Consider the following 25,743-nt stretch of genomic DNA (forward strand, 5'->3'; position numbering starts at 1 on the left):
ATAAATAAAAAGAAGTTAGCGGGGATGTTTTTGATAAATCTTAATAAGAAAATAAATCGCTTTTACATAACACTGTTTATTGCCTCTCTTGGAGGTATTCTCTTTTCGCTTTTAGGAATCCCTATTCCTTGGCTGCTCGGGCCGATGACAGCTGTTTTGATTTCTTCCAAATCAAGAGGATTTCAAGCATTGTGGCCAAGACAGATTCGGGACGCAGGCTTGGTGCTATTAGGGTATTCGATAGGATTATCACTTACAAAAACGGCTTTGATCCAAATTTTTGGAAAACTGCCCTTAATGCTTTTATTAACCATCATTCTTATAGCCTTTTGTTCTGGGATTGCTTTTTTTGTTTCTAAGCTTTCAGGTATTGATTACCCTACCGTCCTCACTGGCAGTATTCCAGGAGGACTTTCTCAAATGATTACTTTTGCAGAAGAGGCAAAGGGGATTGATCTGACTGTTGTTACTTTTCTACAAGTAACACGTGTAATTATCATTATTTTCTCGGTTCCTTTTTTAATTAGTAGCCCAATATTTGATCATCTTTCAGGTAAACCCACTCTTGACCTTGCTGAAAACACTGGATTGTTTTTTCCTAACATCCTTCTATTTGTGGTAATATGTGTGATTTTTGCTTTCATAGGAAAAAAGCTGAATTTCCCTACACCATTTTTATTAGGACCAATTGTTGGAACTGCTATCTTGACCATTTCTGGTTTCCACGGTCCGGAACTGCCAACCATCCTATTAGATTTATCTCAATTCATGATTGGGAGCTACATTGGCTTAATGTTAAAACCAGAAAAGCTTGAGAATAAAACAAAAATCCTCTCACTGGCGATCGTTAGCGGAATTGTAATGGTTTTGGGATCATTAGGGATGAGCGTGCTTCTTGTCCATTTTTACGATATCACACCTTCGACAGGCTTTTTAAGTTTAACTCCTGGAGGTGCAGATCAAATGGCTATTCTCGCACATGAAGTCCAAGCGGATTTATCCATGGTGGCGGGCTTTCAATTATTCCGGCTTCTATTTATCTTTTTTGCTGTACCTCCATTGCTAAGATTGATTTTTAAAAAGAAGTTGTTAAAAAAAGAGGAAAAGCCCACCTAATCAATTAGGTGGGCTTTTCGATTATACACCGCGCTTATTACCCCAAAGCAGAGCATGTAGTTGAGGCAACACTCTGACATTGTTTAGCTGACTGTCTTCGACTACCCGATTGACGAGCCACTCATATTTATTAAGCAGCTTTTGGATTAGTTCTTGATTATTACCATTCATAATATCGTCATTCCCTACCTGCAAATAAAAAGGTATACCTTTATAACGCTTATGGACCATTCTTGCATATTCGAGATCAGTTTCATCGAAAATAACGACTTTTAAACTAACATTATTCTCAAACTGGTTTTCATCTAAATTTATAAAAATTGAATCTAATATTTCAAAATTTGTTTCCATGTTCGAGCTTGGAGGTTTTGGCGAGATGGTGAGTTCATCAATTTTTAAAAACCAATCCTGCCATCTGCTTCCCTGTGTTTCAATTCCAATCTTAATCTCATTTTCTGTTAATAAATCAATCAGTGAATCTAGATTTTTTAAAAGTGCAGGATTCCCCCCTGAGATGGTAACAAAGGAGAAATTGTCCCCGCCAAGGGCTTTTAATTCTGTCAAAATTTCTTCTGCAGTCATCTGCCTAATATCATCTTTGGCGCTGCCATCCCACGTGAAGGCTGAATCACACCAGCTGCAGGAGTAATCGCAGCCGGCTGTTCGAACAAACATTGTTTTTTGTCCAACGACCATTCCTTCTCCTTGAATCGTTGGGCCAAAAATCTCTAATACGGGAATTCTGTTCATTCCTCCATCCACTCCCTTCTCGCTTCTGCATAGCTGGTAGGCGTTTCAAAAAGACGGACAAATTCTACTCTAGCTCCAATATAATGATCCTTGTTTTCCTCTTTGGCTAATGCTTCTTTCATTTTTTCATAAATCCAGACGACGATGTTTTCGGCAGTAGTATTCATAGGAGGAAGGGTTTCGTTTAAATAACGGTGATCAAGGTGAATTTCAATTTCATTTTTCCATATCTCCTTGATATCGCCAAAATCCATCATTAATCCTCTGTCATCTACATAGCCGCTAATCCCAAAGACCACTTTATAGGTATGTCCGTGGAGATTCTTGCATTTACCTTCATAGCAGTGCAGGTGATGGGACGCATCAAAAGTAAATTCCTTGCTGACTAAAACGCGCTTATTATGATACTTGAGCTCTTTTCGCTGGATATCCTCATCTATTTTTTGCAGTTTATCGACGATTCTAAAGCCGTACATCTCTTAAAACCCCCCACTTAGAAAGTCATCAAGTCCGCGTTTTCTTAACACACATGCCGGACATTCGCCGCAGCCGTCAGAAATAACACCATTGTAGCAGGTCAATGTTTTCTCACGTACAAAATTAAATGCATCTAATTCATCTGCTAATGCCCATGTTTCCGCTTTATTCAGCCGCATTAATGGGGTGTGGATTACAAAGTTATCATCCATGGAAAGATTTAAGGTTACATTTAAAGATTTAATAAAAATATCACGGCAATCTGGGTAGCCGCTGAAATCTGTTTCACAAACACCTGTGACTAAATGCTTGGCACCAACCTGACGGGCTAATACTCCTGCAAAGGTAAGGAACAATAGATTTCTTCCTGGAACAAACGTTGAAGGCAGTTCACCTTCTTCTCCTTCTTTAACTTCAATATCTGAGCGTGTTAACGCATTCGGTGCAAGCTGATTTAATAAAGACATATCTAAAATATGGTGTTTTACACCTAGTTCATTAGCTATATTTTTGGCACATTCAATTTCTAAACTATGCCGTTGATTGTAGTCGAAAGTGACGGCTTCCACCTCTTTAAATTGTTTTAATGCCCAAAATAAACAAGTAGTACTGTCCTGCCCGCCGCTAAAAACGACAATGGCTTTTTCATCTTTTAACATGAGTAATGAAACTCCTTCCAAAATAGAAGAAGCAGTACCCCAAGATAGAAGTACTGCTTCTTCTTAGTTTTTTTAACGAGGGGTGCTAGAACCTCCATTGTTTTCTGTTAGTATGATACCATAATATAAGTAAAAGATTAATCTTTTAAATATTGGGATTATTTATTGTCCAATATTTTTCAATTGACGTTTGGCTGAGTGTCCTTTATCATATGGAGAAGATAATACCCGTACTTATACGGGAGAGGTTCATAGCTGATACCCTCTATAAAAAACTATGGATTCATGACTCTATGCCATGTCCATATGCGGACATGGCTTTTTGTTTTTATCCAGCTAGTTTGTAATAGAATGATTGCTTGGGCTTTCTGAATATACATTTTGACTTGGAGGTTTTTTTATGTCAGGCCGCAGCCACGAAGAAGGATTAAAAGATTTAACACTACTAGGAAATCAAAATACACAATACTCATTTGAATATGCACCAGAGGTTTTAGAGGCAGTCGATAATCTTCACCCAGAGCGTGATTATTTCGTAAAATTTAATTGCCCGGAATTCACTAGTCTTTGTCCGCTTACCCATCAGCCTGATTTTGCCACGATGTATATCTCATACATTCCAGATAAAAAGATAGTAGAGAGTAAGTCTCTAAAACTCTATTTATTCAGCTTCAGAAATCATGGTGATTTCCACGAGGATTGCGTTAACATCATCATGAACGATTTAATTAAGCTTTTGGATCCCCGCTATATTGAGGTTTGGGGTAAGTTCACGCCACGCGGTGGAATTTCAATTGATCCATGGTGCAACTATGGCAAGCCAGGTACCAAGTTCGAAGAAATGGCCACTTTCCGTTTAATGAACCATGACCTTTATCCGGAAAAAGTCGATAATCGTTAATGAAAACTTTTTGCAACAAAAATTAAATAGTCTTGTAAACCTGTAACATTTTCCATGTGATACATTAGTTTAGTAGTTACTAGACGAATGTAGAATGAGTTGATTTTATGTTAAATGTTAAAGAGGTTACGGAACAGCTTCGAGCTGAGGGGATTACTGATAGTGAACAGGTTGTCATTCGTTGGATTCTCGATGGGAAAATTAAAGCCAGAAGAACAAAGCACCTAAATCTCGAATACTCCATAACTCCCGTTGATTTAGCGTCTTTTATTTTGGAAAAAAAGATAGAGAACAAAACCAAGCAGTTCGGAGTAGATTTTCTCAATTGGGAAAAAACGTTTCGTGACAATCAAAAATTGAAAGAAGAAATTGAACAGTTAAAAACGACAATTCGGATCGAACAAGCAAAAAATCGATCCTTAAAAAGAATGCTAAAAGCAGAATATGAGCTTACCGATACTCCGCCGTTGACCCTAAACTCGATATTAGGATTAGATCCTGGTGCAGATATGGATGTTATTAGGAAAGAATACAAAAAATTATTAAAAGCCCTTCACCCCGACCGAGGCGGAGATGAACGGCTATTTAAAGTGTTTTATGAACATTATGAAAAAGTAAAGGATTCAGCAAAAAGCTGAATCCTTCAGATTGTAGACAAAAGGCACCCGAATAAGCTCATTCGGGTGCCTTTACGTTGGAAATTTGCTCGTAAGAGCAATATTTAGACCTATCCTATGCCTATTATTACGCCATTTCTGGACCTTTCCAGGTCCAGTTGGCCATCTTTTTCAAGTTCATGGCAGCAAAAGTAAGCATCGCCTGCATGGACAATTTTTTTAAACCTCTTAAGGTTGTCCAACGCATACCATGCTTTTCCTTAGCATCCGCAAAGACACGTTCAATCGTTTCTTTACGACGTGCATAAATGGTTTTATTCTCTTGAGTATGACGAAGGTGATCCGCTTCCTCCAAATAGTGTTCCCACACATGACGCTCAATGAGTTTTTTATGTTCTTTACTCTGAGTGCATTGGGAAAGCAATGGACAATTTTGACATTCAATCGGATTAGAGAAATACTGGCGCTTTCCATCCTTCGTCGTCGTTGAATATTTCAATACTTGTCCTTGCGGACAGATATAACAATCGTAGTACTCATCGTAAACATACTCTTGTTTTTTAAGATAACCTTCTTTTGTACGAGGGCGAGTATATGGTAGAACTGGTGTCATATCGTGTTCAAATACATATTGGGCAATTGGAGATGTTTTATAACCAGCGTCAGCCGCAACAGCTTCAGGTTTTCCATGTTTCTCTATTATCTTCTCGAGTAGTGGCTCGAAAACAACGCTATCATGAATATTCCCCGGCGTTACAATTGCCCCCAAAACAAAACCATTTCGATCCGCAGCTGCATGAAATGAATATGCGAACTGTTTCGTTCGTTCGTCCTTTACGTAATAACCACTCTCTGGGTCAGTCGTGCTTTCTTTAATTTCTTTTAATTCTTCTTTATCAAACTTATCTGGAGGAAATGGCTTTTTTCCGTGATCTTCTCGGTCTTTATTGATCTCTTCTTGTAGACGTGCCTCATATGCTTTCGATTCTTTTCTAACTACTTTCTTCTCAAATTTCTTCTTGTTTGCGCTAGCCTTTACATGAGTAGAATCAATAAATACGTGCTCACTACTAATCAATTTCTTCTCTGAGGCTTCCTTCAAAATTCGATAGAAAATCTGCTCAAATAAATCGGTATCCTTAAAGCGTCGCTCGTAGTTTTTACCAAAAGTTGAAAAGTGAGGTACCTTATCATAAAAACCAAAGCCTAAAAACCATCGATATGCCGTATTGGTTTCGATTTCTTCAATAGTTTTACGCATGGAGCGAATACCGAAGGTATATTGGATGAAAGCCATCTTAATCAATACTACAGGGTCAATACTCGGACGTCCCCGTTCAGAAGAATACATGTCTTGAACGAGTGAATAGATAAATGAAAAATCAATAGCCGCTTCGATTTTGCGGACCAAATGGTTTACAGGTACTAGTTGTTCTAAAGCAATCATTTCTATTTGGTCACGATTTGTCTGTGTATTTTTAGTAAGCATTTCATCCACCCCATTAAAATCTTTGTACCTTAATTATACAAAAAAACTGCCGGCAAACCCGTATTTTTTCGGATTTGTCGACAGTCTGAAGGATTCAGCAAAAAGCTGAATCCTTTTTTCATGAGTGCCACTTTTTCTTTTTTATCCTTGAAATGAGCTTCATGAACACTTCATGAGTACCGCTTTTTCTTTTTTCACATTTATTTGGGCTTCATGAACGCTTTATGAGGTCCATTTTTTCATTATTACCCTTGTTTCTTGCTTCTTGAAATAACTAATATTAAAAACCTATAACACTTTATTGCCTTTGACTCCGTTAATCGAATAGCTTGCGACTATGTTTGCACTTAGTGAATGGGAAACGGAGCAGTATTTGTCTTTTGACAATTGGATGGCGCGGACTACCTTTTCTTCTGGCAGGTCCCCTTCTACTGAATAGTGAATATGAAAGTCGGTAAATTTCTTCGGTTCTGTATCCGCACGTGTCCCCTCTACTTCCATGGAAAAACCAGTTAACTCTAAACGCATTTTCTTCAAAATCATCACGATGTCAATTCCTGTGCAGCCTGCAAGCGAATAAAGGAGTAGCTCTGTCGGTCTAGGTCCACTATTTTGACCACCAACTTCTGGTGCAGCGTCCATTCTTAATTCGTGTCCTGAAGGTGTTATACCAGTAAAAGCCATATCGCCTGTCCAAGTTATCGTTGATCTCATTTCTACCATCCTTCCCTTATGTAATACCACCCTTATTTTACCTTAAAAAAAGGTTTTGAACCCATAATTGAGTCCAAAACCTTTCGTATTACTTCAATAATGATAAGTCGATTAAACCTTTAATGTCACTGCTTGGAATATATCCAGCTTCTTTGCTGATATCTGCCATTTCCTGAATGACTTTTTCGTTAACGTCTGTTGTGACAGCTAAACGTGAGAACGCTGCGTCTACTTCATCTTTATTTAACTCTTTACCTGTTAGATCTTTTAAGTGCTTCATGACAACTTCTTTGCTCTCTTCAGGATTGTCCTGAATAAATTTTACCGCTTTTTTATGAGCATCTAAATATTGCTTTGCTAAGTCTTTGTTTTCCAAAAAGTCTGCTCTAGCAGCAACGACTGTATTGGTAGATTCCTTACCCCATGCAAATTTATCCCAGTCTAAAAGAAGTTTACCATTTGCTTGGTTTTCAAGTACATATCCCCAAGGCTCTTGTGTTGCGGCTGCGTCAACTTGTTTTTGGATGAAAAGAGATGCTGTGTCAGCAGGAGCTGCTGCAAATAAATCAACTGTACCGCCACTTGTTTTCGCTTTTAAATCTGCGTCTTTTAATGCTTTACGTAACATTACATCCTGCGTGCTTCCAATAACCGGAATCGCTACTTTTTTTCCATCTAAATCTTCTAATTTTTCAACTCCGCTGCCTTCTGCAGCCACTAGAACCGCTCCGCCATTTACTGCACCTGAGATGAGATGGTATTCTTTGTTTTTTACATAGAAGTTAAGTAATGGCCCTGGACCTACTGTACCAACATCTATTGCCTTAGTCGCCATAGCTTCCATAAATAATCCGCCATTTGCAACCGTTTTTGTTTCAATTTTTACATCTTTACCGAAAGCTTCTTCAAAATAACCATTTTCAAGTGCGACAATTGTTGCGATATGAGTTAGGTTCGGAAAATAACCAATCTTAACCGTTTTCGCCTCTCCGCTATTGCTTTTGCCTTCACCTTCGTTGGATGATTGGGCACAGCCGCTTAAAAGTCCAATAAATAAGATCGTGATAAATAGATAAAGCATAGATTTTTTTAACATTTTTTTCTCTCCTGGCTATTTTTTTATTAAACTCTTTTTCGAATACCCCATTTTATTTCTACATTGCGTTCAAGTCTGGAAAAAACAACATTATCGACAATAGTCCCGATGATGGCAATGATAATCATGACAGAGATAACTAAATCCATTTGACCGAGAGAACGACCCATTTCAAGCAATTGTCCAAGTCCTCCGCCGCCGCCAAGCAGTTCACCTGCCATTAAGGCGCGCCATGAAAATGCCCATGCAATCCGCAGCCCCGAAATGATTTGTGGTACAGATGCCGGAAGGATAACAGTTCGAAGGAAATGAAAACCACTGGAACCATATACTTTTGCCACCCGCTGATAAAGCTGAGGTACATTCTTGAAACCGCTCGTTGCGTTAACCGTCATGGTCCACGTGGCTCCGATTGTAACAATAAAAAGAATCGAAAAATCATTTAAACCAAACCAGATAATCGCTAGTGGGAACCAAACAATACTTGGAATTGATTGAAGTGCCGTTACGACAAATCCCAATGTGTCTTCGACCAGTTTATATCGCCAAATGAAGTACCCTAATATTAATCCCACAACTATGGCTATCGTAAACCCAAGGAGGATACGCCCCATACTTTTACCAATTGCCAGCGTAATTTGACCACTCATTAAGCCGTTGAAAAGTGTTTCCAAAACCTGACTCAGGCTGGGAAACATAAAATCTGGAAGGCTGGAAAATCTAGATGTGACTTCCCATATCACCGCTATCGCCGCGATGAAGATGATCCGTCTTAAAGCTGTAGTCATCACCGATTTCCTCCTTCAAAACTTTTTCAATTTCTTCTTGCAATATAGACAAGATTCGTTGTTCAGTATTTAACGTCACACTATCAGGTGTAACCCCATCCTTCATGGTTGGAACAGGAATGATTTCCTTGATCCTTCCGGGACGTGTGGCAAAAACCACGACTTCTTCTGAAAGAAGGACCGCTTCTCTAATATTGTGGGTGATAAAAAAGATGGTAACTTTGGTCTTTCTCCAAATATCAAGCAGCTCTTTATGAAGTACCATTCTCGTTTGTTCATCTAGTGCTGAAAAAGGCTCATCCATTAACAGGATGTCGGGCTCCATGACTAATGCTCTAGCGATGGAAACCCTTTGCTTCATGCCGCCAGATAATTCGTGTGGATAGGAATTTACATACTTACTGAGGTGAACCATTTTTAATACATCAAGCGCCTTCGCTTTTGCCTCTTCCTTTGGCATTTTTTTTAAATTTAGCCCATAGGTTACATTTTCTAAGACAGTCAGCCAAGGAAATAAACCTGCTTCTTGGAACACTACCACTCTTTCAGGACCAGGTTTCGTTACCAAGTCTCCATTAACGCGAATTTCGCCGCTATCTGCTTTATCAAGTCCCGCCACAAGGTAGAGCAATGTAGACTTCCCGCAACCAGATGGTCCAACAATTGAAACAAAACTTCCTTTTTTAACATTCAAATTTATTCCATCAAGTACTTTTACGTTTTCTTTTCTATCATTAACAAAACTCTTTTGAATCTTTTCTATCGTTAAGTACATGTATATTTCACCTCTTTTTCAAATCCCCAGTAAAACCATTGGTTTTATTATATTACAAACAGTTGTTAAGTCAACTATTATTCTTTCATTATGCTATTTATTTATTCCAGTATCGGATCTATTTAATTAACTGAATTTTCTTTAAATATTTTTCTACAAAGGTCTAACAACCCTAATGGATTCCCGTCGTTATTTGCTAGAACTTTGCTTTTTCTAATAGATTCTGGTGATTCATGTAGACAAGTTTTTTATAGTCATGGCAGGAGAAACACTCTTCTACCTCAAACTATTAGAGTAGACGAAAAAAATAGTCTATTGAATAAGTTGAAAGGTGGTCATAGCTATGAGCCAAGATATTACCCTACAACAAATTGCTGAAGGAGTACCAAAGACACTTTTATATGCATCTGATAGAGACATTGAAGGCTTCCAAAGAATTATTGAAGAAACAATCAAACTAAGAGAAGCGCATAGAAACCTGCAAAAAATGGTAAAAAGTTTTTCAACTTCTACGATTCAGCGAACCTAAAATTAATAAACAAAAAAAAGACCCATCTATTTAAATGGGTGGGTCTAAAATTACCTTCTAAGGCATACATATGACCTTAAGAGAATCTATTACTCTTGTAAGGAAGCAACAGTCTATTAGGTCTCATTATCAATCTTTGTAAGTGAAAAATAAAGGTCAAAAATTCTTCATGAAATGAGGTAGATTTAAATCGGCCCTGCCTCGCTGTTAACCTTCTATGGTCATTAAGCAATCTGTCAAGCTCTTGACTGCATACTATTGTTTCTTCACAAGACAGTCCTTTTTCCATACCTATTTCTATCATTTCAGCCCTTTTCTCATTTATTGCTTCTTCTAACTCTACTATCCTCATAACAAAAACACACCTCTAAACAATATTAATTATCTAGTTGCTTTTATATGTTAGTCATGGAAAGTATTATAGCATGGATTTAAATCTATTAAATCGTTTCGCTAAAACAAGTTAAATTATGACAAAACTAGACGATGTTTAAAATTTCTGAATATTCAACTTAAAAAAAGAGACAGGATTTCTGTCTCTTTTCCGATATTACACATGAAAATTTGTGCCATCTGTCGTAGCTTGGACGATTCCTGCACGAATAACGAAATCACCGAAGTGCTCGTCTTGGTTGCGTTCTTTCGCATAACGGGAAAGAACCACACGCAATTCACTTAAAATTTCTTCTTCAGCAATGTTTTCTCGATACATTTTACTTAAGCGGCTGCCATCATGGGCTGCTCCTAAGTACATATTGTATTTGCCTGGTGCCTTACCGATAAAGCCTATTTCTCCGAGTGCATGACGTGCACATCCGTTCGGACATCCTGTCATCCGAATGGTTATCTCTTTATCTCGAAGACCGTTCTCATCCACAATATCTTCGATTTTGTCGATAAGACGTGGCAAATAACGTTCTGCTTCTGCCATTGCTAAACCGCATGTTGGCAGGGCAACACAGGCAATCGAGCTGCGACGGAGCGCTGAAATATGCTCACCATCTGTTAGACCATATTGTTCAATCAATTCATTAATCTTCTTCTTTTTCTGTGCAGATACATTGGCAATAATTATATTTTGATTGGACGTCAGACGGATATCACCTGTATGTATCTTGGCAATTTCCCGTAAGCCTGTCTTCAGCTTATAATCATCAAAATCTGCGACACGTCCACCTTCAACGAACAATGTTAAATGCCATTTTCCATTAATGCCCTTTACCCAGCCATAACGATCGCCATTGTTATCAAAATGATAAGGTTTTGCTTCACCAAGACTCCAGCCCAGGCGCTCTTCTAGTTCTTCCTTTACTGTTTCAAGTCCTAAACGGTCGACAGTATACTTGAAACGAGCGTTTTTACGTTCTGAACGATTACCGTAATCTCGTTGAATCGTAATCACTTTTTCTGCCACATCATAGATTTGTTCTGGTTTAACGAAGCCTATTACCTTGGCAAGCTGCGGGTAGGTCTCCTTGTCTCCGTGAGTCATTCCCATTCCGCCGCCAATTGCAACGTTAAAGCCGACAAGCCTTTCGTTTTCAACAATCGCAATTAAACCTAGATCCTGTGAGAAAACGTCAATATCATTTGATGGCGGTACTGCAATACCGATTTTAAATTTACGCGGCAGATAAAGCGGTCCGTACATTGGTTCTTCTTCTACTTCCGGTGTTCCAGCGACTTTTTCCTCATCAAGCCAAATTTCATGATAAGCTCTTGTCCGTGGCAATAGATCATTACTTAATTTTTTCGACCATTCATACACTTCTGAGTGAACCTCAGACTGATAAGGATTAGATGCACACATCACATTACGGTTTACATCTCCGCAAGCGGCAATGGTGTCTAGAAGAGCAGCATGAATTTCCTGAATAGTGCTTTTCATATTCCATTTTAAAATGCCATGCATTTGAAATGTTTCACGAGTAGTTAACTTTAAGGTACCATTGCCATATTTTTCAGCTAAGTCATCCATGACAAGCCACTGCTCTGGAGTTGCTACACCACCCGGCATACGAACACGGAGCATAAACTGGTAAGCAGGCTCTAACTTTTGCTTTTGTCGTTCGTTGCGGAGATCACGGTCATCCTGCAAATAGCTGCCATGGTGCTTCATTAAGCGGTTATCATCATCTGGAATTCCTGCACTAATTCGATCTTGCATTACTTCCTTTAGTGTTCCGCGTAAATAGTTACTTTCTCTTTTTATACGCTCTACATCACTTGGCGCGCCTTCAGGTGCCTTTAATTTTTGCTTCACCATTTAAGAAAAATCTCCTTCCACTATATCAATATACATCGCGCTGGTACCGTTTTTGCTGCTGCATATCTGCTAAGTAGGCTTCTGCCTCTTCTCGGCTCAAGCTTCCTTCTTTTTCGATAATTGCAATTAGTGTTTGATGGACGTCATGTGCCATATGTTTTTCATCACCGCAAATGTAAAGGTGAGCACCTTCTTGAAGCCATTGGAACAATTCTTTGCTTTGTTCTAGCATACGGTGTTGAACATAAACTTTTTCAGCTGTGTCCCGTGAAAAAGCAACATCCATTCTAGTTAATACACCATCTTTCAACCATTTTTGCCACTCTGTTTGATAAAGGAAATCTGTCACGAAATGCTGGTCTCCGAAGAACATCCAAGACTTACCTTCTGCCCCAGTTTCCTCGCGTTCTTGCATAAAGGAGCGGAATGGTGCTACACCTGTACCTGGTCCTACCATAATGATTGGTGTCTCAGGATTCGCCGGGAGCTTAAAGTTTTCGTTATGTTGAATGTAGACTGGTACCGTGTCTCCTGGCTGTAATCGTTCTGCTGTAAAAATAGAGCAGACACCTTTGCGGTCACGACCATGAGCGTTATAACGGACGGCACCTATTGTTAAATGAACTTCATCTGGATTTGCATTTAAGCTGCTAGCAATCGAATATAAGCGGGCAGGCATTTTCCTAAGTATTGAAACAAACTCTTGAGGAGAGCTATTTAACGGTCCAAACTCACGAACCACATCAAGTAAATCATGTCCTTCAAGATAGGATTTTACTTTTTCATTATCATTTAGAAGTTCCTGTAGTTCATTGTTTGCAGTAAGTTTTGCTGCTTTTTCAAGAAGCGGTTTTGTTAATGTTGTAATCTCATAATAGGTTGTCAGGGCATCTTTTAACGAAAGAACTTCGCCTTGTTTATTAATGGTTACACTTTCTTCTGGGTTCCATTTCAATTCTTCTAGAAGAAGGTCAACTAGTTCAGGATCATTTTCTGGATAGATTCCAAGCGCGTCCCCTGGTTCAAAACTAAGGCCAGACCCTTCTAGCGATAACTCCAGATGGCGTGTTTCTTTGTTTGATCCGCGGCCGTTTAAGTTGAGATTATCAAGCACTTCTGCTCTAAATGGGTTGGTTCTTGAAAAGGTCGATTCAACTGTTTGAGTTGCCGTACCTTGAGTTAGTGCAGGAATTCCACCCTTTGCTTCACCAAGGCTGCTTATGACTCCTTCAAGCCATTCTGCTGCTGGTTCATCGTAATCAAGATCACAGTCGAAACGTGGATAAAGTCTGGTTCCACCTAGTTCCTCTAGTCGAGCATCAAATTGTTTACCTGTTTGACAGAAGAATTCATATGAGCTATCTCCAAGCGATAAGACTGAAAAGTTTAAGTCTTCAAGCTTCGGAGCTCTTTTGCCATGTAAAAACTCATGGAATGTCAGGGCATTATCCGGTGGATCGCCTTCTCCGTGGGTACTTACGATAATAAGTAGATTTTTTACTTTCTTAATATTGTTTGGCTTAAAATCACTCATGGCGGAAACAGTTACTAGGAATCCTTTTCCTTCAAGTGTCGTGCTTGCCTTTTTTGCTAAGCCTCGTGCATTACCTGTTTGTGATCCGTAAAGAATGGTCACTTCTTTTGAAGCTGTCCCCTCTGTAGTTCCTTGCTGGCTTGGCACCCCGAGGACTGAAGCCAATGGCGCAGATGCTGCACCCGCAAGATACCCACTCAACCAAACTTTTTGAGATTCAGTAAAAGTAGGTAAGAGACGATTTAGGAGTTCCGCCTGCTCCTGATTAAACGGACTGTTCATTACCTGAAGTTGCAACGTTATCCACCTCACTATGGAATATAAACTTTATCATACAGTATTTTTTTAGAGGCTGTTAGATTTAAATTAGTCTTTTTAATGACCCAGTTCTCTATTTATATGTTTTAGTTACCTAAATTCTTTTGTTTCTACTCACCAACCGCACGTTCGATTACAATATCTTCTATTACGGTATGGTTGCTTAAAGCTGGAGTACAAAGAATCCTTTGACCTTCTTTTTGACGAGATCGCACGATTTTGTTTAATTCTGCAAGAAGGAGACCGGTAAATAGCATATAAGGAACGACAATTACTCGCCCTTTAGCTCCTTCCGATATCGTCTCTAATCCCTCACTCAGCTTCGGTTCAGTGGCTGCAAAATAGCAAACAGATACCTTTTCAGGTTCAAGTCGCCCTCCGATGCCATCTGCAATCTTAGCAAAGTTCACATGAACATCAGGGTCACTGCTGCCCACACCGACAATCAATAACCTGTCAGCGGGGAGCACTTCACCTGCTGAATCCTTAATTAACTCAGCGACCGCATCCAAAATAACTTCCTGCACGCCAAATGGATTCTTTATTTTGACCGGAATAGTAGGATATTTAGCCATTAAGGGTGACAAGGCTTCAGGGATATCCCGTTTTATGTGTCCCGCTGCCAAAAGAAACAGAGGAACGACATCGATTTCCGTTGCACCTTGTTCAACACATGTTTCAAAGCCTTCTTCAATCAGCGGCTCTGTCAACTCAAGGAAACTGACTTCCTGAATTGGTACATCAATTCGCTCCTTAACCTTGTTAATAAAGGCTTTAATTTCGACCGCACCTTTTTTTGAGCGAGTACCGTGGCCGATATAAAGAATTGCTTTCATACAATGTGCTCCCTTCAGTTGTTACCGGTTGGCTACTGGAATATTTGGTACAATTTCTTCTTGGAACCAATTTAATTTTTTGTGCAAACTAACAACCTCGCCAATTACGATCATACTCGGATTGGTAATTTGCTCTCTTTCCACCACTTCTTTAATATTTTCAAGTGTTCCTACCACAATCCTCTGGTCACGTAATGTCCCCCAATGAATCAGAGCAATTGGAGTCTGTGGTGATTTACCGTTTACGATTAAGTGTTTGGTTATCATCGGAAGATGGGCTATACCCATATACACACAGATCGTATCTACACCCTTCGCCAAATGTTCCCACTGATGTTCGGCACAGGCATCACCAGCCTGATGTCCGGTAATAATTGCGAAGCTTTTACTCAAGGAACGATGGGTAACAGGAATTCCTGCATATGCAGAAGCAGCGATTCCAGCTGTAATACCTGGAACGATTTCAAACGGAATATTATGCTTCGCACATTCCTCCGCTTCTTCGCCGCCACGTCCGAAAACAAAAGGGTCTCCTCCTTTTAAGCGAACAACCTGATACCCCTTTTTGGCATATTTCACTAGGAAATGATTAATGGTTTCCTGTTTCATTGTATGATAATGTGGAAGCTTGCCGCAATAGACAAGTTGTGCTCCCTCTTTTGCATTCTCCAAAAGTTCAGGATTTACCAGCCGATCATAGAGGATGACATCAGCTTGCTTGAGGCAGCGCAATCCTTTTACTGTAATTAAATCTGGATCTCCAGGACCCGCACCTACTAAATAAACCTTGCCAACCATTGATCAACCATCCTTTCTTATCAACTCATGTTAGAGAATGTTCTTTTCTTGGAGGTAACTTAATATTTGATTCACTGCCTCTTCCACTGTTAAAAGGTCAGAACGGACTGTAATTTCTGGAAACTCTGGTGCTTCATAAGGGGAATCAATCCCAGTGAAATCCTTTATTTCCCCGCGTCGAGCCTTTGCATATAACTGCTTCGGATCACGCTTTTCACATTCTTCAATTGGACAGTCAACAAAAACTTCGATAAACTCGCCTTCTTGGAAAATGGCCCGAACTTGGTCGCGGTCGGAACGGAATGGCGAGATAAATGCCGTCGTTACAACGGCACCGCTATCTACAAACAATTTAGCAACTTCGCCAATTCTTCTGATATTCTCTGTCCGGTCATGGTCTGAAAAACCAAGGTCTTTATTTAATCCATGGCGGATATTATCACCATCTAAAACATATTCATTAATACCCTGACGGTACAATGCGCTTGAAACGGCGTTTGCAATCGTGGATTTACCAGAACCAGAAAGTCCTGTAAACCAAAGTACACAGCTTCCATGACCATTTTGAGCATGACGGTCGGATTTTGAAACGGTACTAGCATGCCAAGTGATATTCGTTGCTTTTGTCATTTGTTTCTCCTCCTTAAACCGTCGTCTCTTCTTTCATTCCTTCAATCAACACTTCAACAACCTCTTTACGGCTGAAAGTGGATGGTGGAAGCTGGCCTGCACGAAGCAATTCTCTTACTTTTGTTCCAGAAAGGATCACTCTGTCTTCGTTACTATGCGGGCAAGTTTTATCAGAAGCCATTCCTTCACACTTTGTGCAATAGAAGCTATGTTCAAAGAATAAAGGTTTAATACCAAGTTCCCCTTCAGGAAATTCATTAAAAATTAATTGAGCATCGTACGTACCATAATAATTACCTACACCTGCGTGATCACGGCCAACGATAAAATGCGTGCAACCAAAGTTTTTACGGGCAATTGCATGGAAAATCGCTTCTCTTGGTCCTGCATATCTCATTGCCGCTGGGTAGACACCAAGCTGTACACGTTCCGCTGGGTAGTAGTTTTCAAGAAGGACACGATAGCTTTTTAGACGAACATCAGCAGGGATATCGTCAGACTTTGTTTCCCCAACAAGTGGATTCACGAAAAGTCCATCAACAGTTTCAAGTGCTGCTTTTTGAATGTACTCATGTGCACGGTGAATAGGATTTCTTGTTTGGAAACCGACAACTGTTTTCCAGCCTTTTTCTTCAAACAATGCACGTGTTTCTTTCGGCTCGAACCAAACGTCTCCAAAGATTCCTTTTTCCGGCTTTTTAACTAACACTACTTCACCAGCCACATAGACAGGTCCTCTTTCATACAGACGCTTTACTCCTGGATGAGCAGTTTCAAGTGTTCTATAGACCTCTACGGCTTCCTTGTCTAAATTCGGTTCATACCATTCTGAAACAGTTATAACTCCATATACCTCTTTATTGTAAACTAGCTTGATTTTCTCCCCAACTTCAAGTGTTGCTGCTGTTTCATATGAAACAGGAAGTGTAACAGGAATTGACCAAATCGTATTGTCACTAAGTCGCATGTTCTCTACAACATTTTCATAATCTGCTTTTCCAAGGAAACCGGTTAGTGGACTAAATAACCCAACACCGATCAACTCAAGGTCACTTAAGGCAATGGCGTCGATTTCTAGGTCTTTTTCGATAGATGTAACATCATAGTTTGGATCAAATGCTTGGATTAGTTTACCTCCATGAGGTGCTGGTAAAAATGACAACAGAATCAAACCTTTCTTCATTGAATTTACGTTTTTTTTATAAAAATCCTCTAAATTAGAGATTTATATCAGCGATAAAGAATTTATCGTTGAAATCAAAATGTTTTAGTGAAGCTATCAAACTACTTTTCTGCCGTTTCTATGACTGGTTGATTTGACCTTTTCATCAATGACGACACTCCAAATACGGAGATTAAAACGCCTGCCATTGCTACAATCGGATAAAAGTTATGTTCAATCAGCAATTGGATAAGTGTATAAGAAAGCACCATGGATAAAACAGGTGACACAATCCAAACCGTAAGAAGCTGAACCACTATACCTTTTTTTAAGACAGACTTGCCATGTTTGGCAAAGCCAATGCCGATGATTGAAGATGTTGTGATTTGTGTCAGTGGTACAGGGATGCCGAAAACAGAGGCGACAGTAACAATCGCTGCTCCTGTTCCAGAAATGACACAGCCCTCTTCCAGACGAAGCGTTGTAATTTTCTTCCCATTTGTTTCAAGAACACGATGACCTAACAGAATGGCACCAGCTGCTACAAAAAGCCCGCCCCAGAAAATACCGGCACTGGTCGACATGATATCAGCCCCGACTAGCGGTCCCACAGCATTGGCAACATTGTTCATCCCCGCTGAGAAAGCTTCAAATAATCCCATACATACGACAAGTACGGATAGGATAGGAATGGCTTTCGGCGCCTCCATCCACCGTTTCAATGTTTTAATTTTTAATAGATTCGCAGCCAGGATGGCAATCACAAATGCCGCGATAGGAGTAAGCAGCCAAAAGACCATAATCCATGCTAGATTGCTAACAAAGACAGATTGATAAACAATACCGGCCCCTACCACTGACCCTACTGCTACTTCACTTGTGGAAAGTGGTATCCCAAATATATTCGCCAAAAATAACGATAGTGCTGCTGAAGCTAAAACGATCAGAGCGATTGGTACGGTAAAAGTGCTGTTGGGTACAATTCCGCTGCCAATGGTTTTTACCACTTCGCCACCACCTAGCCATGCCCCAAAGAATACGGTAACACCGCACATTAACAATGCCAGCCTTTTCTTTACTACACCCGCTCCATAAGAAATCCCCATCGAAGCAGCGGCACCGCTAGCACCAATATTGACTGCAAAAAATAATCCTATTATTACTGCTATAACTGTGAGCAATCTAAAAGCCCCCTTTTAGGATGTGTGTAAGCCACACTCCGTCTTGCCGCTTCCCGCCCAGCGTCCTGCACGTGAATCACCATCTGCCGTAACAGGCTGTGTACAAGGAAAACAGCCGATACTAGGGTAATTTTGATCATGCAAGGTATTGTAAGGGAGATCTTTTTCCTTGATATAGGCCCAAACTTCGTCCCATGTCCAGTGAATAAGCGGACAGATTTTAATATTCTGAAACTTATCATCTTTATTAAGAAATTGAGTATTTGCTCTAGTTGGTGATTGTTCTCGGCGAAGCCCTGAGATCCACGCTTGTTTCGCCGTCAGCGTCTCCCTTAATGGAATGACTTTGCGGATATTACAGCATTGGTTAGGCTCCCTCTTCCATAGTGCTGACCCATATTGCTCGCGTTGCTCATCTAATGTTAGCTTTGGCAGTTTTCGTTCAATCCTTAATGAAGGAAAACGCTCTTCGATTTTGTTAATAACCTCATATGTTTCCGGAAAGTGTAAGCCAGTATCTAAGAAAACAATATGCGCGTCTGGCTTAACCTGTTGGATGAGGTCGATTAACACAATCGCTTCAGCACCAAAACTGGATGCATAGACAATTTGGTCTTCTGGATAAGAGTTGTATGCCCACTCCAATACCGATTTTGCTCCCTTTGTTTTATCCTCAATAGAGAATTGATCGGATATCTCATTCCAGTTTTCATATGTTACCGTTGTAGTCATTACTATAAACCTCCTCTGTTTATCAAAAAAGCCTTTCCCGAAAAGGAAAGGCATCTCACGAAAGTTAAACGCCTTATCTCCCAAAATGAAGATCATTTTGCTGGAATTAGCACCTTGCACAGCAGGTTGCCGGGCTTCATAGGACCAGTCCCTCAGCCTCTCTTGATAAGTATTTGTAATTGATGAAATTAATCCTACCATACCAATAGGTTTTATGTAAATGAAAAAATACAAAATTAAGAAAAATTAATTTGTCTACATTTTTAGCCTTATAAAAAATAAGCGTCCTAGACAGATATTCGTCCAGAACGCTCATGTTACGAAGTAATATTTTCAGGCTGACTTACCTTCCATTTTTCTAATTGACTTAAACCTCGTTGTTCGTTCAGTTGTTGTTTAGCTATCTCTATACCCTCTCCTATATCATTGACGACACCGAACAGGAAATAGCGAATGCCAGTATTAAAAAGCACTTGATTGTAAAATGGCTGTAATGATTTGGATTGTTCCCCGCTCAGAATCGCCAGCGTAATGTCAGACTGTTCTTGTGCAGATAGCTTGGTATCTTTATCAAACTCTTGCACCAACAGCCCATATTCCTCTGGTTTTACAATCGATGATTCGATATTTTTGTCTGTTATTTTATAAATAAAGCTATTGCGGTGAACAGGCAAATCCTCAGAACCTTCCATTCCTTGAACCACATAAACATTTTTAAAGGAAAGCTCTTTAAAAATAGGTGCGATTTTGTTAATCGCCGTTCGGTGATAAGCGCCCATCATCAGTGAATTTGCATTTGCTAGATTTAATAACTTCTCTACTGTATTAAACAGAGTTCTTACCCCAAGCTCTTTACGAATCCCGCGCAGCCTTCCTAAACTAGAGCAATATTCCTCAGTATTAGCGAAAGCAATTCCTGCTACCTCGATTGTTTTTGCCAGCCCTTGGGGCGTTTGAGAAACATTTAGACCTAATTGTAAAAGAATCTCCATGATCGTCGTTCCATATTTCGGCGGCAGTGAGTCACTTCCATGTAAAAATACAGGAATGCCGTATTCAGCCATCAAAATGGCTGTTGGTATACTTCCTGTAAAAGAATTCCTTCCATTATACGGACTGGCTAGATCAATAATGGACTGGTTTGACGGTTCTAGTTTATTACTAACATCCTGATAGGCATGCACAAATGCGAGCAATTCCTCCGGCGATTCCGTTTTCAAACGGAGTGCAATCAGATAGGCTGCAATTTGCGCATCTGTCGCTTTGCCACTAATTATAGATTGAGCAACTTCTTTTGTTTGTTGATAGTCTAAGTCCTTGGACCCTCTTTTTCCTCTTGCGACTTCTTTAAGCCATTGTTGCATAGCTTTCCGCCTTCCCCTCTGCTTCTAATAAACATATTTTATCACGGAAGGTGACGACTTCTCCAACAACAATCATTGCAGGATTTTGGATTCCTTCTTTTTCAACTACACTGACAATTGAACTTAATGTTCCTGTAACGGTACGCTGTGCCAACGTTGTCCCTTGCTGAATGATGGCTACAGGGGTATCTTCTTTTTTTCCACACTTTAATAATTCCTCGCAAATATAAGGAAGATTTGTGATTCCCATATAGATCGCCAGCGTATCAACTGCAGTTGCGAGACTTTTCCAATTAATATCCGTTGGTTTCCCCTTCGGCTTGTGCCCCGTTACGACAGCAAAAGAACTGCCTAATTCTCGATGTGTAATTGGAATTCCAGCATACGCAGGGGCGGCGATACCTGCTGTTATACCTGGAACTACTTCAACGGAAAGTCCATTTTCCATTAGGGCTTCTACTTCCTCCGCTCCGCGTCCAAATACGAAAGGATCACCGCCTTTTAATCGCACAACGTTTTTCCCCTGTTTGGTGTACTTGACTAACAGATGGTTGATTGTTTCTTGCTGTAATGTATGATAATTTGGTTGTTTCCCACAATAAATAAGATGACAATTCCTTTTTGCTTCCTTTAACAGTTCTGGATTAACCAGACGGTCATAAAGAATAACATCTGCATTCTGGATACATCTTAACGCCTTTACCGTTATTAATTCCGGGTCACCCGGACCTGCTCCAACAATATACGCTTTCCCCATAACCTTCGCTCCTTCCTATCGCTGTGTACCCGATACAGCTGCTTTTGTTGTGGGTATTTCCAAAACAATTTTCGATTCTTGTTTCCCATGTGTGTAATACAGCGCAAATCCGGTAAAAAGAACCCCGCTGACTAAATTTCCAATTAGCACAGGTATTTGATTCCACAGCCACCAATCAGCCATGCTAATATCTGCGCCAAGAATCATGCCTGCTGGGATGACAAACATATTTACCACAGCGTGCTCAAAGCCTTGGGCAAAGAATATTAATATTGGCAGCCACATTGCCGCAATTTTTCCAATTACGGACTTTGTCGTCATCGCCATTACTGCACCAAGTGTCACCATCCAATTACAGAGCAGCGCTTTTACAAATACGATGAGCAAACCTTCTGAACCAAGACTTTTGTACCCTAGCGTTTTCGTTTCCGCCACTGCAAGAATCTTTGCTGCAACTGCATGATTGGTGACCTGGCCGAGCTGTGTAACTGCTATTATATATAGAATGGCGTAAAAAACAGCTCCAATTACATGACCAATAATGACCCAAAACCAATTCTTTAACATCTCGGTTCCTGTTGCTTTTTTCGCCATTACTGCAACGGGAATGAGAGCAAAACTACCCGTAACTAATTCCAATCCAAGGAGAATAATAATGACAAATGCAGCTGGAAATAGTAATGCCCCAACAATCCCTAACCCTGTTTGGATCTCAGCTGTAAAAGCCAATGTCGTGCCAAATCCGAGCAATGCTCCACCTAGTGCTCCTCTGATGAGCAGATCCTTTACAGGTAATTTAGCCTTTACTTTTCCTGCTTGAATCATACTTTCCACTACTTGATTTGGACTTATAATCGCCATCATTTTCACCCCCCTAATTTTAATGACCTTGTATTATTAATTGTTCAATTTCCACTTTTTTAGTGAATCTTTTTTCGATTTGGGTCACTATGAACCTCCTATAGTTACCCAAACCACTATCCCTAATCGATTTCGGTCACTATGAACCCTTCATAGTGACCGAACCACGATCGCTGCCCTGACTCGGTCACTATTAACCTATTGAAAGAGACCGACATCCCCATCTATTCTCTGATTAAGACATAGACTTGACCGCCATTAACCTCCACTGGGTAAGTCTGAACGCAACCTACATCTGGCGCCTGGACATTGCCGTCTTTAACACTTATTTTCCAGTCATGCATGGGGCAAAATACATATTCCCCACTGAGTATTCCTTCTGCAAGGACGCCGCCTTTATGGGGACAGCGGTTCTCAATGGCTCGGATATCGCCATTTTCCGTTTTAAAAACGGCGATTTCCTTATTGCCAACGATGACTGTTTTTCCCAACTTTTGCGGTAATTCTGCTACTTCCCCAATGAAGACGCTGCGTAATGTTTTTTCCATAAGATCCACTCCCCATTATTTCGTTTCTACTGGTACCTTTACATTTTGATATAAGTCTCTTAAAAGGTTTTTATTATTAATCGCTTCTTTCCATGGATCTTGAACCACAGACAGCGCCTCATCGATTCGATTATTGTATTCCTTGACCATTAATTCATCCGATAGTACATCTCTAATATGGTCTATCCCTAAGCGCTCCACCCATGCTGAAGTCCTTTCTAGGTATTTAGCACTTTCACGATAATATTGAAGGAATGCCCCAATCATCTCGACCAACTCATCACCTGATTTGAACTTAAACAACAAATCCGCTTCACGCAGATGTGTCCCGCCATTGCCGCCGACATACATTTCCCAAGCGCCTTCTACACCGACAACACCTACATCTTTAATTCCGCTTTCTGCACAGTTACGCGGACAGGCTGACACAGCCATTTTCACTTTATGCGGAGTGTTTAGACCTTCGAACTTCCTTTCTAGTCTGATTCCCATTCCAATTGAATCCTGTGTTCCAAACCGGCAGAAATTTTCACCTACACAGGTTTTTACAGTGCGAAGTCCTTTAGAATATGCTGACCCAGATGGCATATCAAGCTCTGCCCAAATCTTTGGCAGGTCTTCTTTGTATACACCGAGTAAATCAATACGTTGACCGCCCGTAACCTTTATCATGCCAACCTTATATTTATCAGCAACATCGGCAATTTTCCTTAGGTCTTCGGAAGTTGTAACGCCGCCATACATTCTTGGAACAACGGAGTAGGTACCATCTTTTTGGATATTCGCATGCATTCTTTCATTGACATATCTGGCTTCGTGCTCGTCTTGATATTTCAGTGGATTGATCATTCCCAAGTAATAATTTAAAGCTGGTTTACATTTTGAACAGCCATCAGACTCCCACTCCAGCACGTTCATTACCTCGCGAATATGGGTGAGACCCTTTTCACGGATTTCGGCAAGTACTTCATCTCTTGATAATGTGGTACAGCCACAGATTGCTTCCTTTTGGTCCGCTTGAAAGTGTTCTCCAAGTGTACAAGCAAGTAAATCAGAAACAAGTGATTTACACCCCCCACATGAACGGGAAGCGTTCGTACACCCTTTCACCTGATCAACTGTCGTTAATCCATTTGCTTTAATTGCCTCGACAATACTTCCTTTTGTGACACCATTACAGCCGCAAATAATCTCCTCATCAGGCATGCTTGCTACTAAATTAACCTCAGAATTAGCACTTTGAGATGACTCTAAATACTCCTCAATCAGTGCCCCTTTTTTAATAAAGTCGAATAACTTATTTCCGTCCTTTGTATCACCGAACAGGACAGCACCTGCAATTTTTCCGTCTTCAATGAGTACTTTTTTATAAGTTCCATTCCAATCGTCGTACATTTTATATACTTTGGTACTCTCATCTTCATTGATTTTTCCTGCCGAGAATACATCGACACCAGACACCTTTAATTGGGTTGATAATACAGAACCTTGGTAGCCATTATCTCGCACTCCACAAAGTCTTTTCGCTAATACTTGTCCTTGCTGGTATAGAGGAGCCACTAATCCGTAGGCAATTCCGCGGTGCTCGGCACATTCTCCTACCGCAAACACATTCGGGATGTCTGTCTCTAAATAATCATTCACAAGGATACCTCGGTTAACGGGTATACCTGCTTCTTGTGCCAACGCGACATTCGGTTTAATCCCAACCGCCATCACGACCAAATCTGCTTTAATTCTGCTGCCATCCGAAAACTTTAGTCCTGTGACATGTTTTCTGCCGGTAATTTCTGCAGTATTTTTTTGTAATATAAAATTCATTCCCTGTTTTTCTAGTTCTGTTTGCAGCAATTTACCTGCCGTTCTATCTAACTGACGCTCCATTAAGTAATCGAAAATATGAATGACATCTACCTCCATTCCGAGGTTAAGAAGGCCTCTCGCTGCTTCCAATCCAAGTAGGCCTCCGCCAATGACCGCCGCTTTTTTGTGTCTTTTTGAATATTCAATCATCTCTTCGCAATCTTTTATATTCCGAAACGCCTTTACTCCTTCCTTATCTGCGCCTGGTAATGGAAGCATGAATGGGTTAGAGCCTGTGGCAATAATTAACTGATCATAGGACTCAATTCGCCCTTTATCGGTACTCACAGTTTGGTTTGTTGTATTAAGGGATGTTACCGTCTCTCCAGGATAAAAACGGATCTTGTTATCTTCGTACCATTCCCAGTCATTTAAGGTAATGTCACTCACTGAAGTACCACCCTGCAGGACCTTTGATAACTGAATTCGATTATAATTTGGATAGGGCTCAGTGCCAAAAATCGTAATTTCAAATCCTTCTGGATTTATTTTCAACACTTCTTCAATCGCTCTGACTCCTGCCATTCCATTCCCTATGAGAACTAGCTTTTGTTTTATCATGTGAACACCTTCCTTATTCGTTTTGAATTATCTGAATTATTTATAACATCATGACAACTTTATTAACATCACTTTGGAAGGTTATCTTACACATTATTTCACCGCTTTAACCGGGTAAAGCATCCTAAAAACCTTTATTTTATCAAGGTGATAACGGATACATTTACTCACAAAATTCATAAAAAAATTGGACCTCAGAATGAAGTCCAAAAACCAAATCACCACATGAAATGTGTAAATATGTAATCTCCAGCAATTAACCCAAAGCCAATTGAAATATTGACCAATCCTAAAAATTCTGACACCTTCTGTTCTTTTTTGAGCGAAGCATTTTTATAAGCTTTTACATCGGTAAGTAGGATTAATCCCCCTGTTACCCAGCAGAGTACGATTACATAATTTAAATATCCGATATACATAA

At 40.1% G+C, this 25,743-nt stretch carries 27 protein-coding genes and 1 riboswitch; of the genes, 4 read left to right on the forward strand and 23 right to left on the reverse strand.

What is annotated here, in order from left to right; genetic code table 11:
• Nucleotides 1–24: 24 nt before the first annotated feature.
• Complete coding sequence (locus QFZ31_RS08200) at nucleotides 25–1,116, forward strand: AbrB family transcriptional regulator (protein WP_307302343.1); 1,092 nt, start codon at nucleotides 25–27, stop codon at nucleotides 1,114–1,116.
• A gap of 21 nt (nucleotides 1,117–1,137) precedes the next feature.
• Here QFZ31_RS08200 and queE read toward each other — a convergent pair whose 3' ends face one another.
• The 3 genes from queE to queC are packed head-to-tail and all read right to left on the reverse strand — an operon-like array spanning nucleotide 1,138 to nucleotide 3,023.
• Nucleotides 1,138–1,866 carry a 7-carboxy-7-deazaguanine synthase QueE gene (gene queE, locus QFZ31_RS08205; RefSeq protein WP_307302345.1) on the reverse strand — a complete coding sequence of 243 codons (729 nt, stop codon included), beginning with the start codon at nucleotides 1,864–1,866 and terminating at the stop codon, nucleotides 1,138–1,140.
• Nucleotides 1,863–2,342, reverse strand: a complete 480-nt coding sequence (gene queD / locus QFZ31_RS08210; RefSeq protein ID WP_307302346.1) for a 6-carboxytetrahydropterin synthase QueD — start codon at nucleotides 2,340–2,342, stop codon at nucleotides 1,863–1,865. Before queD ends, queE begins: the two co-directional genes overlap by 4 nt.
• A gap of 3 nt (nucleotides 2,343–2,345) precedes the next feature.
• The gene (gene queC / locus QFZ31_RS08215; RefSeq protein WP_373459833.1) at nucleotides 2,346–3,023 is read right to left on the reverse strand and encodes a 7-cyano-7-deazaguanine synthase QueC; all 678 of its coding nucleotides are present in this window, start codon (nucleotides 3,021–3,023) and stop codon (nucleotides 2,346–2,348) included.
• Between the two features lie 379 nt (nucleotides 3,024–3,402).
• Between queC and queF the strand changes: the two genes are divergently transcribed.
• Complete coding sequence (gene queF / locus QFZ31_RS08220; RefSeq protein WP_179600278.1) at nucleotides 3,403–3,903, forward strand: preQ(1) synthase; 501 nt, start codon at nucleotides 3,403–3,405, stop codon at nucleotides 3,901–3,903.
• Nucleotides 3,904–4,010: 107 nt separating this feature from the next.
• Entirely contained in the window at nucleotides 4,011–4,541 is a 531-nt protein-coding gene (locus QFZ31_RS08225) for a J domain-containing protein (RefSeq protein ID WP_307302351.1), read from the forward strand.
• 106 nt (nucleotides 4,542–4,647) lie between these two features.
• On the opposite strand, the gene QFZ31_RS08230 is transcribed toward QFZ31_RS08225, so the two are convergent.
• From QFZ31_RS08230 to QFZ31_RS08250, 5 genes are all read right to left on the reverse strand, one after another.
• Nucleotides 4,648–6,009, reverse strand: a complete 1,362-nt coding sequence (locus QFZ31_RS08230; protein WP_307302353.1) for an IS1182 family transposase — start codon at nucleotides 6,007–6,009, stop codon at nucleotides 4,648–4,650.
• Between the two features lie 288 nt (nucleotides 6,010–6,297).
• Entirely contained in the window at nucleotides 6,298–6,723 is a 426-nt protein-coding gene (locus QFZ31_RS08235; RefSeq protein ID WP_307302355.1) for an OsmC family protein, read from the reverse strand.
• 88 nt (nucleotides 6,724–6,811) lie between these two features.
• Nucleotides 6,812–7,819, reverse strand: a complete 1,008-nt coding sequence (locus QFZ31_RS08240) for an aliphatic sulfonate ABC transporter substrate-binding protein (RefSeq protein WP_307302357.1) — start codon at nucleotides 7,817–7,819, stop codon at nucleotides 6,812–6,814.
• Between the two features lie 26 nt (nucleotides 7,820–7,845).
• Nucleotides 7,846–8,607: an ABC transporter permease gene (locus QFZ31_RS08245; RefSeq protein WP_179600270.1), complete on the reverse strand. Its 762-nt coding sequence runs from the start codon at nucleotides 8,605–8,607 to the stop codon at nucleotides 7,846–7,848.
• Nucleotides 8,540–9,382, reverse strand: coding sequence for an ABC transporter ATP-binding protein (locus QFZ31_RS08250; RefSeq protein WP_306073995.1), 843 nt, complete (start codon nucleotides 9,380–9,382; stop codon nucleotides 8,540–8,542). Before QFZ31_RS08250 ends, QFZ31_RS08245 begins: the two co-directional genes overlap by 68 nt.
• A 343-nt stretch (nucleotides 9,383–9,725) precedes the next feature.
• Here QFZ31_RS08250 and QFZ31_RS08255 point away from each other — a divergent pair, with 343 nt between their 5' ends.
• Nucleotides 9,726–9,911 carry a hypothetical protein gene (locus QFZ31_RS08255; RefSeq protein ID WP_307302360.1) on the forward strand — a complete coding sequence of 62 codons (186 nt, stop codon included), beginning with the start codon at nucleotides 9,726–9,728 and terminating at the stop codon, nucleotides 9,909–9,911.
• A 76-nt stretch (nucleotides 9,912–9,987) separates the two neighbouring features.
• On the opposite strand, the gene QFZ31_RS08260 is transcribed toward QFZ31_RS08255, so the two are convergent.
• The 15 genes from QFZ31_RS08260 to QFZ31_RS08330 all read right to left on the reverse strand — a co-directional run bounded on the left by QFZ31_RS08260 (nucleotide 9,988) and on the right by QFZ31_RS08330 (nucleotide 25,741).
• Nucleotides 9,988–10,263, reverse strand: coding sequence for an aspartyl-phosphate phosphatase Spo0E family protein (locus QFZ31_RS08260; protein WP_307302361.1), 276 nt, complete (start codon nucleotides 10,261–10,263; stop codon nucleotides 9,988–9,990).
• A 198-nt stretch (nucleotides 10,264–10,461) separates the two neighbouring features.
• The gene (gene cysI / locus QFZ31_RS08265; RefSeq protein WP_307302363.1) at nucleotides 10,462–12,177 is read right to left on the reverse strand and encodes an assimilatory sulfite reductase (NADPH) hemoprotein subunit; all 1,716 of its coding nucleotides are present in this window, start codon (nucleotides 12,175–12,177) and stop codon (nucleotides 10,462–10,464) included.
• Nucleotides 12,178–12,202: 25 nt separating this feature from the next.
• A complete protein-coding gene (locus QFZ31_RS08270; RefSeq protein ID WP_307302365.1) occupies nucleotides 12,203–14,008 on the reverse strand; it encodes an assimilatory sulfite reductase (NADPH) flavoprotein subunit in 1,806 nt (601 codons plus the stop codon).
• A 131-nt stretch (nucleotides 14,009–14,139) separates the two neighbouring features.
• Entirely contained in the window at nucleotides 14,140–14,865 is a 726-nt protein-coding gene (locus tag QFZ31_RS08275) for a sirohydrochlorin chelatase (protein ID WP_307302367.1), read from the reverse strand.
• A gap of 21 nt (nucleotides 14,866–14,886) precedes the next feature.
• Nucleotides 14,887–15,663: a uroporphyrinogen-III C-methyltransferase gene (cobA, locus tag QFZ31_RS08280; RefSeq protein ID WP_307302369.1), complete on the reverse strand. Its 777-nt coding sequence runs from the start codon at nucleotides 15,661–15,663 to the stop codon at nucleotides 14,887–14,889.
• A 30-nt stretch (nucleotides 15,664–15,693) separates the two neighbouring features.
• A complete protein-coding gene (cysC, locus tag QFZ31_RS08285) occupies nucleotides 15,694–16,293 on the reverse strand; it encodes an adenylyl-sulfate kinase (RefSeq protein WP_307302370.1) in 600 nt (199 codons plus the stop codon).
• A 13-nt stretch (nucleotides 16,294–16,306) separates the two neighbouring features.
• Nucleotides 16,307–17,476 (reverse strand): sulfate adenylyltransferase, encoded by a 1,170-nt coding sequence (gene sat / locus QFZ31_RS08290; protein WP_307302372.1) that lies wholly within the window; start codon nucleotides 17,474–17,476, stop codon nucleotides 16,307–16,309.
• A 101-nt stretch (nucleotides 17,477–17,577) separates the two neighbouring features.
• The gene (locus QFZ31_RS08295) at nucleotides 17,578–18,636 is read right to left on the reverse strand and encodes an inorganic phosphate transporter (RefSeq protein WP_307302373.1); all 1,059 of its coding nucleotides are present in this window, start codon (nucleotides 18,634–18,636) and stop codon (nucleotides 17,578–17,580) included.
• 15 nt (nucleotides 18,637–18,651) lie between these two features.
• Nucleotides 18,652–19,368 (reverse strand): phosphoadenylyl-sulfate reductase, encoded by a 717-nt coding sequence (locus QFZ31_RS08300; RefSeq protein ID WP_307302375.1) that lies wholly within the window; start codon nucleotides 19,366–19,368, stop codon nucleotides 18,652–18,654.
• 70 nt (nucleotides 19,369–19,438) lie between these two features.
• Nucleotides 19,439–19,540, reverse strand: a riboswitch (SAM riboswitch).
• 145 nt (nucleotides 19,541–19,685) lie between these two features.
• Nucleotides 19,686–20,732 carry an anthranilate phosphoribosyltransferase gene (locus QFZ31_RS08305; RefSeq protein WP_307302377.1) on the reverse strand — a complete coding sequence of 349 codons (1,047 nt, stop codon included), beginning with the start codon at nucleotides 20,730–20,732 and terminating at the stop codon, nucleotides 19,686–19,688.
• The gene (gene cobA, locus QFZ31_RS08310; protein WP_307302379.1) at nucleotides 20,716–21,489 is read right to left on the reverse strand and encodes a uroporphyrinogen-III C-methyltransferase; all 774 of its coding nucleotides are present in this window, start codon (nucleotides 21,487–21,489) and stop codon (nucleotides 20,716–20,718) included. The genes QFZ31_RS08305 and cobA (QFZ31_RS08310) overlap by 17 nt, the downstream gene beginning before the upstream one ends.
• Before the next feature lie 15 nt (nucleotides 21,490–21,504).
• On the reverse strand, nucleotides 21,505–22,353 hold the full coding sequence (locus QFZ31_RS08315; protein ID WP_307302380.1) for a formate/nitrite transporter family protein: 849 nt from the start codon (nucleotides 22,351–22,353) through the stop codon (nucleotides 21,505–21,507).
• Nucleotides 22,354–22,574: 221 nt separating this feature from the next.
• On the reverse strand, nucleotides 22,575–22,898 hold the full coding sequence (gene nirD, locus QFZ31_RS08320; RefSeq protein WP_307302382.1) for a nitrite reductase small subunit NirD: 324 nt from the start codon (nucleotides 22,896–22,898) through the stop codon (nucleotides 22,575–22,577).
• 15 nt (nucleotides 22,899–22,913) lie between these two features.
• Complete coding sequence (gene nirB / locus QFZ31_RS08325; RefSeq protein ID WP_307302384.1) at nucleotides 22,914–25,322, reverse strand: nitrite reductase large subunit NirB; 2,409 nt, start codon at nucleotides 25,320–25,322, stop codon at nucleotides 22,914–22,916.
• A gap of 218 nt (nucleotides 25,323–25,540) precedes the next feature.
• Nucleotides 25,541–25,741, reverse strand: a complete 201-nt coding sequence (locus QFZ31_RS08330) for a CLC_0170 family protein (RefSeq protein WP_307302385.1) — start codon at nucleotides 25,739–25,741, stop codon at nucleotides 25,541–25,543.
• Nucleotides 25,742–25,743: the final 2 nt, after the last annotated feature.

The organism is Neobacillus niacini (assembly GCF_030817595.1).
In the GTDB taxonomy this organism is placed as follows: Bacteria; Bacillota; Bacilli; order Bacillales; family Cytobacillaceae; genus Neobacillus; species Neobacillus niacini_G.

Coding starts and splice junctions, on each gene's coding strand:
- QFZ31_RS08200 (WP_307302343.1), top strand. CDS start 25: ATGTTTTTGATAAATCTTAATAAGAAAATAAATCGCTTTTACATAACA.
- queE (WP_307302345.1), bottom strand. CDS start 1,866: ATGAACAGAATTCCCGTATTAGAGATTTTTGGCCCAACGATTCAAGGA.
- queD (WP_307302346.1), bottom strand. CDS start 2,342: ATGTACGGCTTTAGAATCGTCGATAAACTGCAAAAAATAGATGAGGAT.
- queF (WP_179600278.1), top strand. CDS start 3,403: ATGTCAGGCCGCAGCCACGAAGAAGGATTAAAAGATTTAACACTACTA.
- QFZ31_RS08225 (WP_307302351.1), top strand. CDS start 4,011: ATGTTAAATGTTAAAGAGGTTACGGAACAGCTTCGAGCTGAGGGGATT.
- QFZ31_RS08230 (WP_307302353.1), bottom strand. CDS start 6,009: ATGCTTACTAAAAATACACAGACAAATCGTGACCAAATAGAAATGATT.
- QFZ31_RS08235 (WP_307302355.1), bottom strand. CDS start 6,723: ATGAGATCAACGATAACTTGGACAGGCGATATGGCTTTTACTGGTATA.
- QFZ31_RS08240 (WP_307302357.1), bottom strand. CDS start 7,819: ATGTTAAAAAAATCTATGCTTTATCTATTTATCACGATCTTATTTATT.
- QFZ31_RS08245 (WP_179600270.1), bottom strand. CDS start 8,607: ATGACTACAGCTTTAAGACGGATCATCTTCATCGCGGCGATAGCGGTG.
- QFZ31_RS08250 (WP_306073995.1), bottom strand. CDS start 9,382: ATGTACTTAACGATAGAAAAGATTCAAAAGAGTTTTGTTAATGATAGA.
- QFZ31_RS08255 (WP_307302360.1), top strand. CDS start 9,726: ATGAGCCAAGATATTACCCTACAACAAATTGCTGAAGGAGTACCAAAG.
- QFZ31_RS08260 (WP_307302361.1), bottom strand. CDS start 10,263: ATGAGGATAGTAGAGTTAGAAGAAGCAATAAATGAGAAAAGGGCTGAA.
- cysI (WP_307302363.1), bottom strand. CDS start 12,177: ATGGTGAAGCAAAAATTAAAGGCACCTGAAGGCGCGCCAAGTGATGTA.
- QFZ31_RS08275 (WP_307302367.1), bottom strand. CDS start 14,865: ATGAAAGCAATTCTTTATATCGGCCACGGTACTCGCTCAAAAAAAGGT.
- cobA (WP_307302369.1), bottom strand. CDS start 15,663: ATGGTTGGCAAGGTTTATTTAGTAGGTGCGGGTCCTGGAGATCCAGAT.
- cysC (WP_307302370.1), bottom strand. CDS start 16,293: ATGACAAAAGCAACGAATATCACTTGGCATGCTAGTACCGTTTCAAAA.
- sat (WP_307302372.1), bottom strand. CDS start 17,476: ATGAAGAAAGGTTTGATTCTGTTGTCATTTTTACCAGCACCTCATGGA.
- QFZ31_RS08300 (WP_307302375.1), bottom strand. CDS start 19,368: ATGACTACAACGGTAACATATGAAAACTGGAATGAGATATCCGATCAA.
- QFZ31_RS08305 (WP_307302377.1), bottom strand. CDS start 20,732: ATGCAACAATGGCTTAAAGAAGTCGCAAGAGGAAAAAGAGGGTCCAAG.
- cobA (WP_307302379.1), bottom strand. CDS start 21,489: ATGGGGAAAGCGTATATTGTTGGAGCAGGTCCGGGTGACCCGGAATTA.
- QFZ31_RS08315 (WP_307302380.1), bottom strand. CDS start 22,353: ATGATGGCGATTATAAGTCCAAATCAAGTAGTGGAAAGTATGATTCAA.
- nirD (WP_307302382.1), bottom strand. CDS start 22,898: ATGGAAAAAACATTACGCAGCGTCTTCATTGGGGAAGTAGCAGAATTA.
- nirB (WP_307302384.1), bottom strand. CDS start 25,322: ATGATAAAACAAAAGCTAGTTCTCATAGGGAATGGAATGGCAGGAGTC.
- QFZ31_RS08330 (WP_307302385.1), bottom strand. CDS start 25,741: ATGTATATCGGATATTTAAATTATGTAATCGTACTCTGCTGGGTAACA.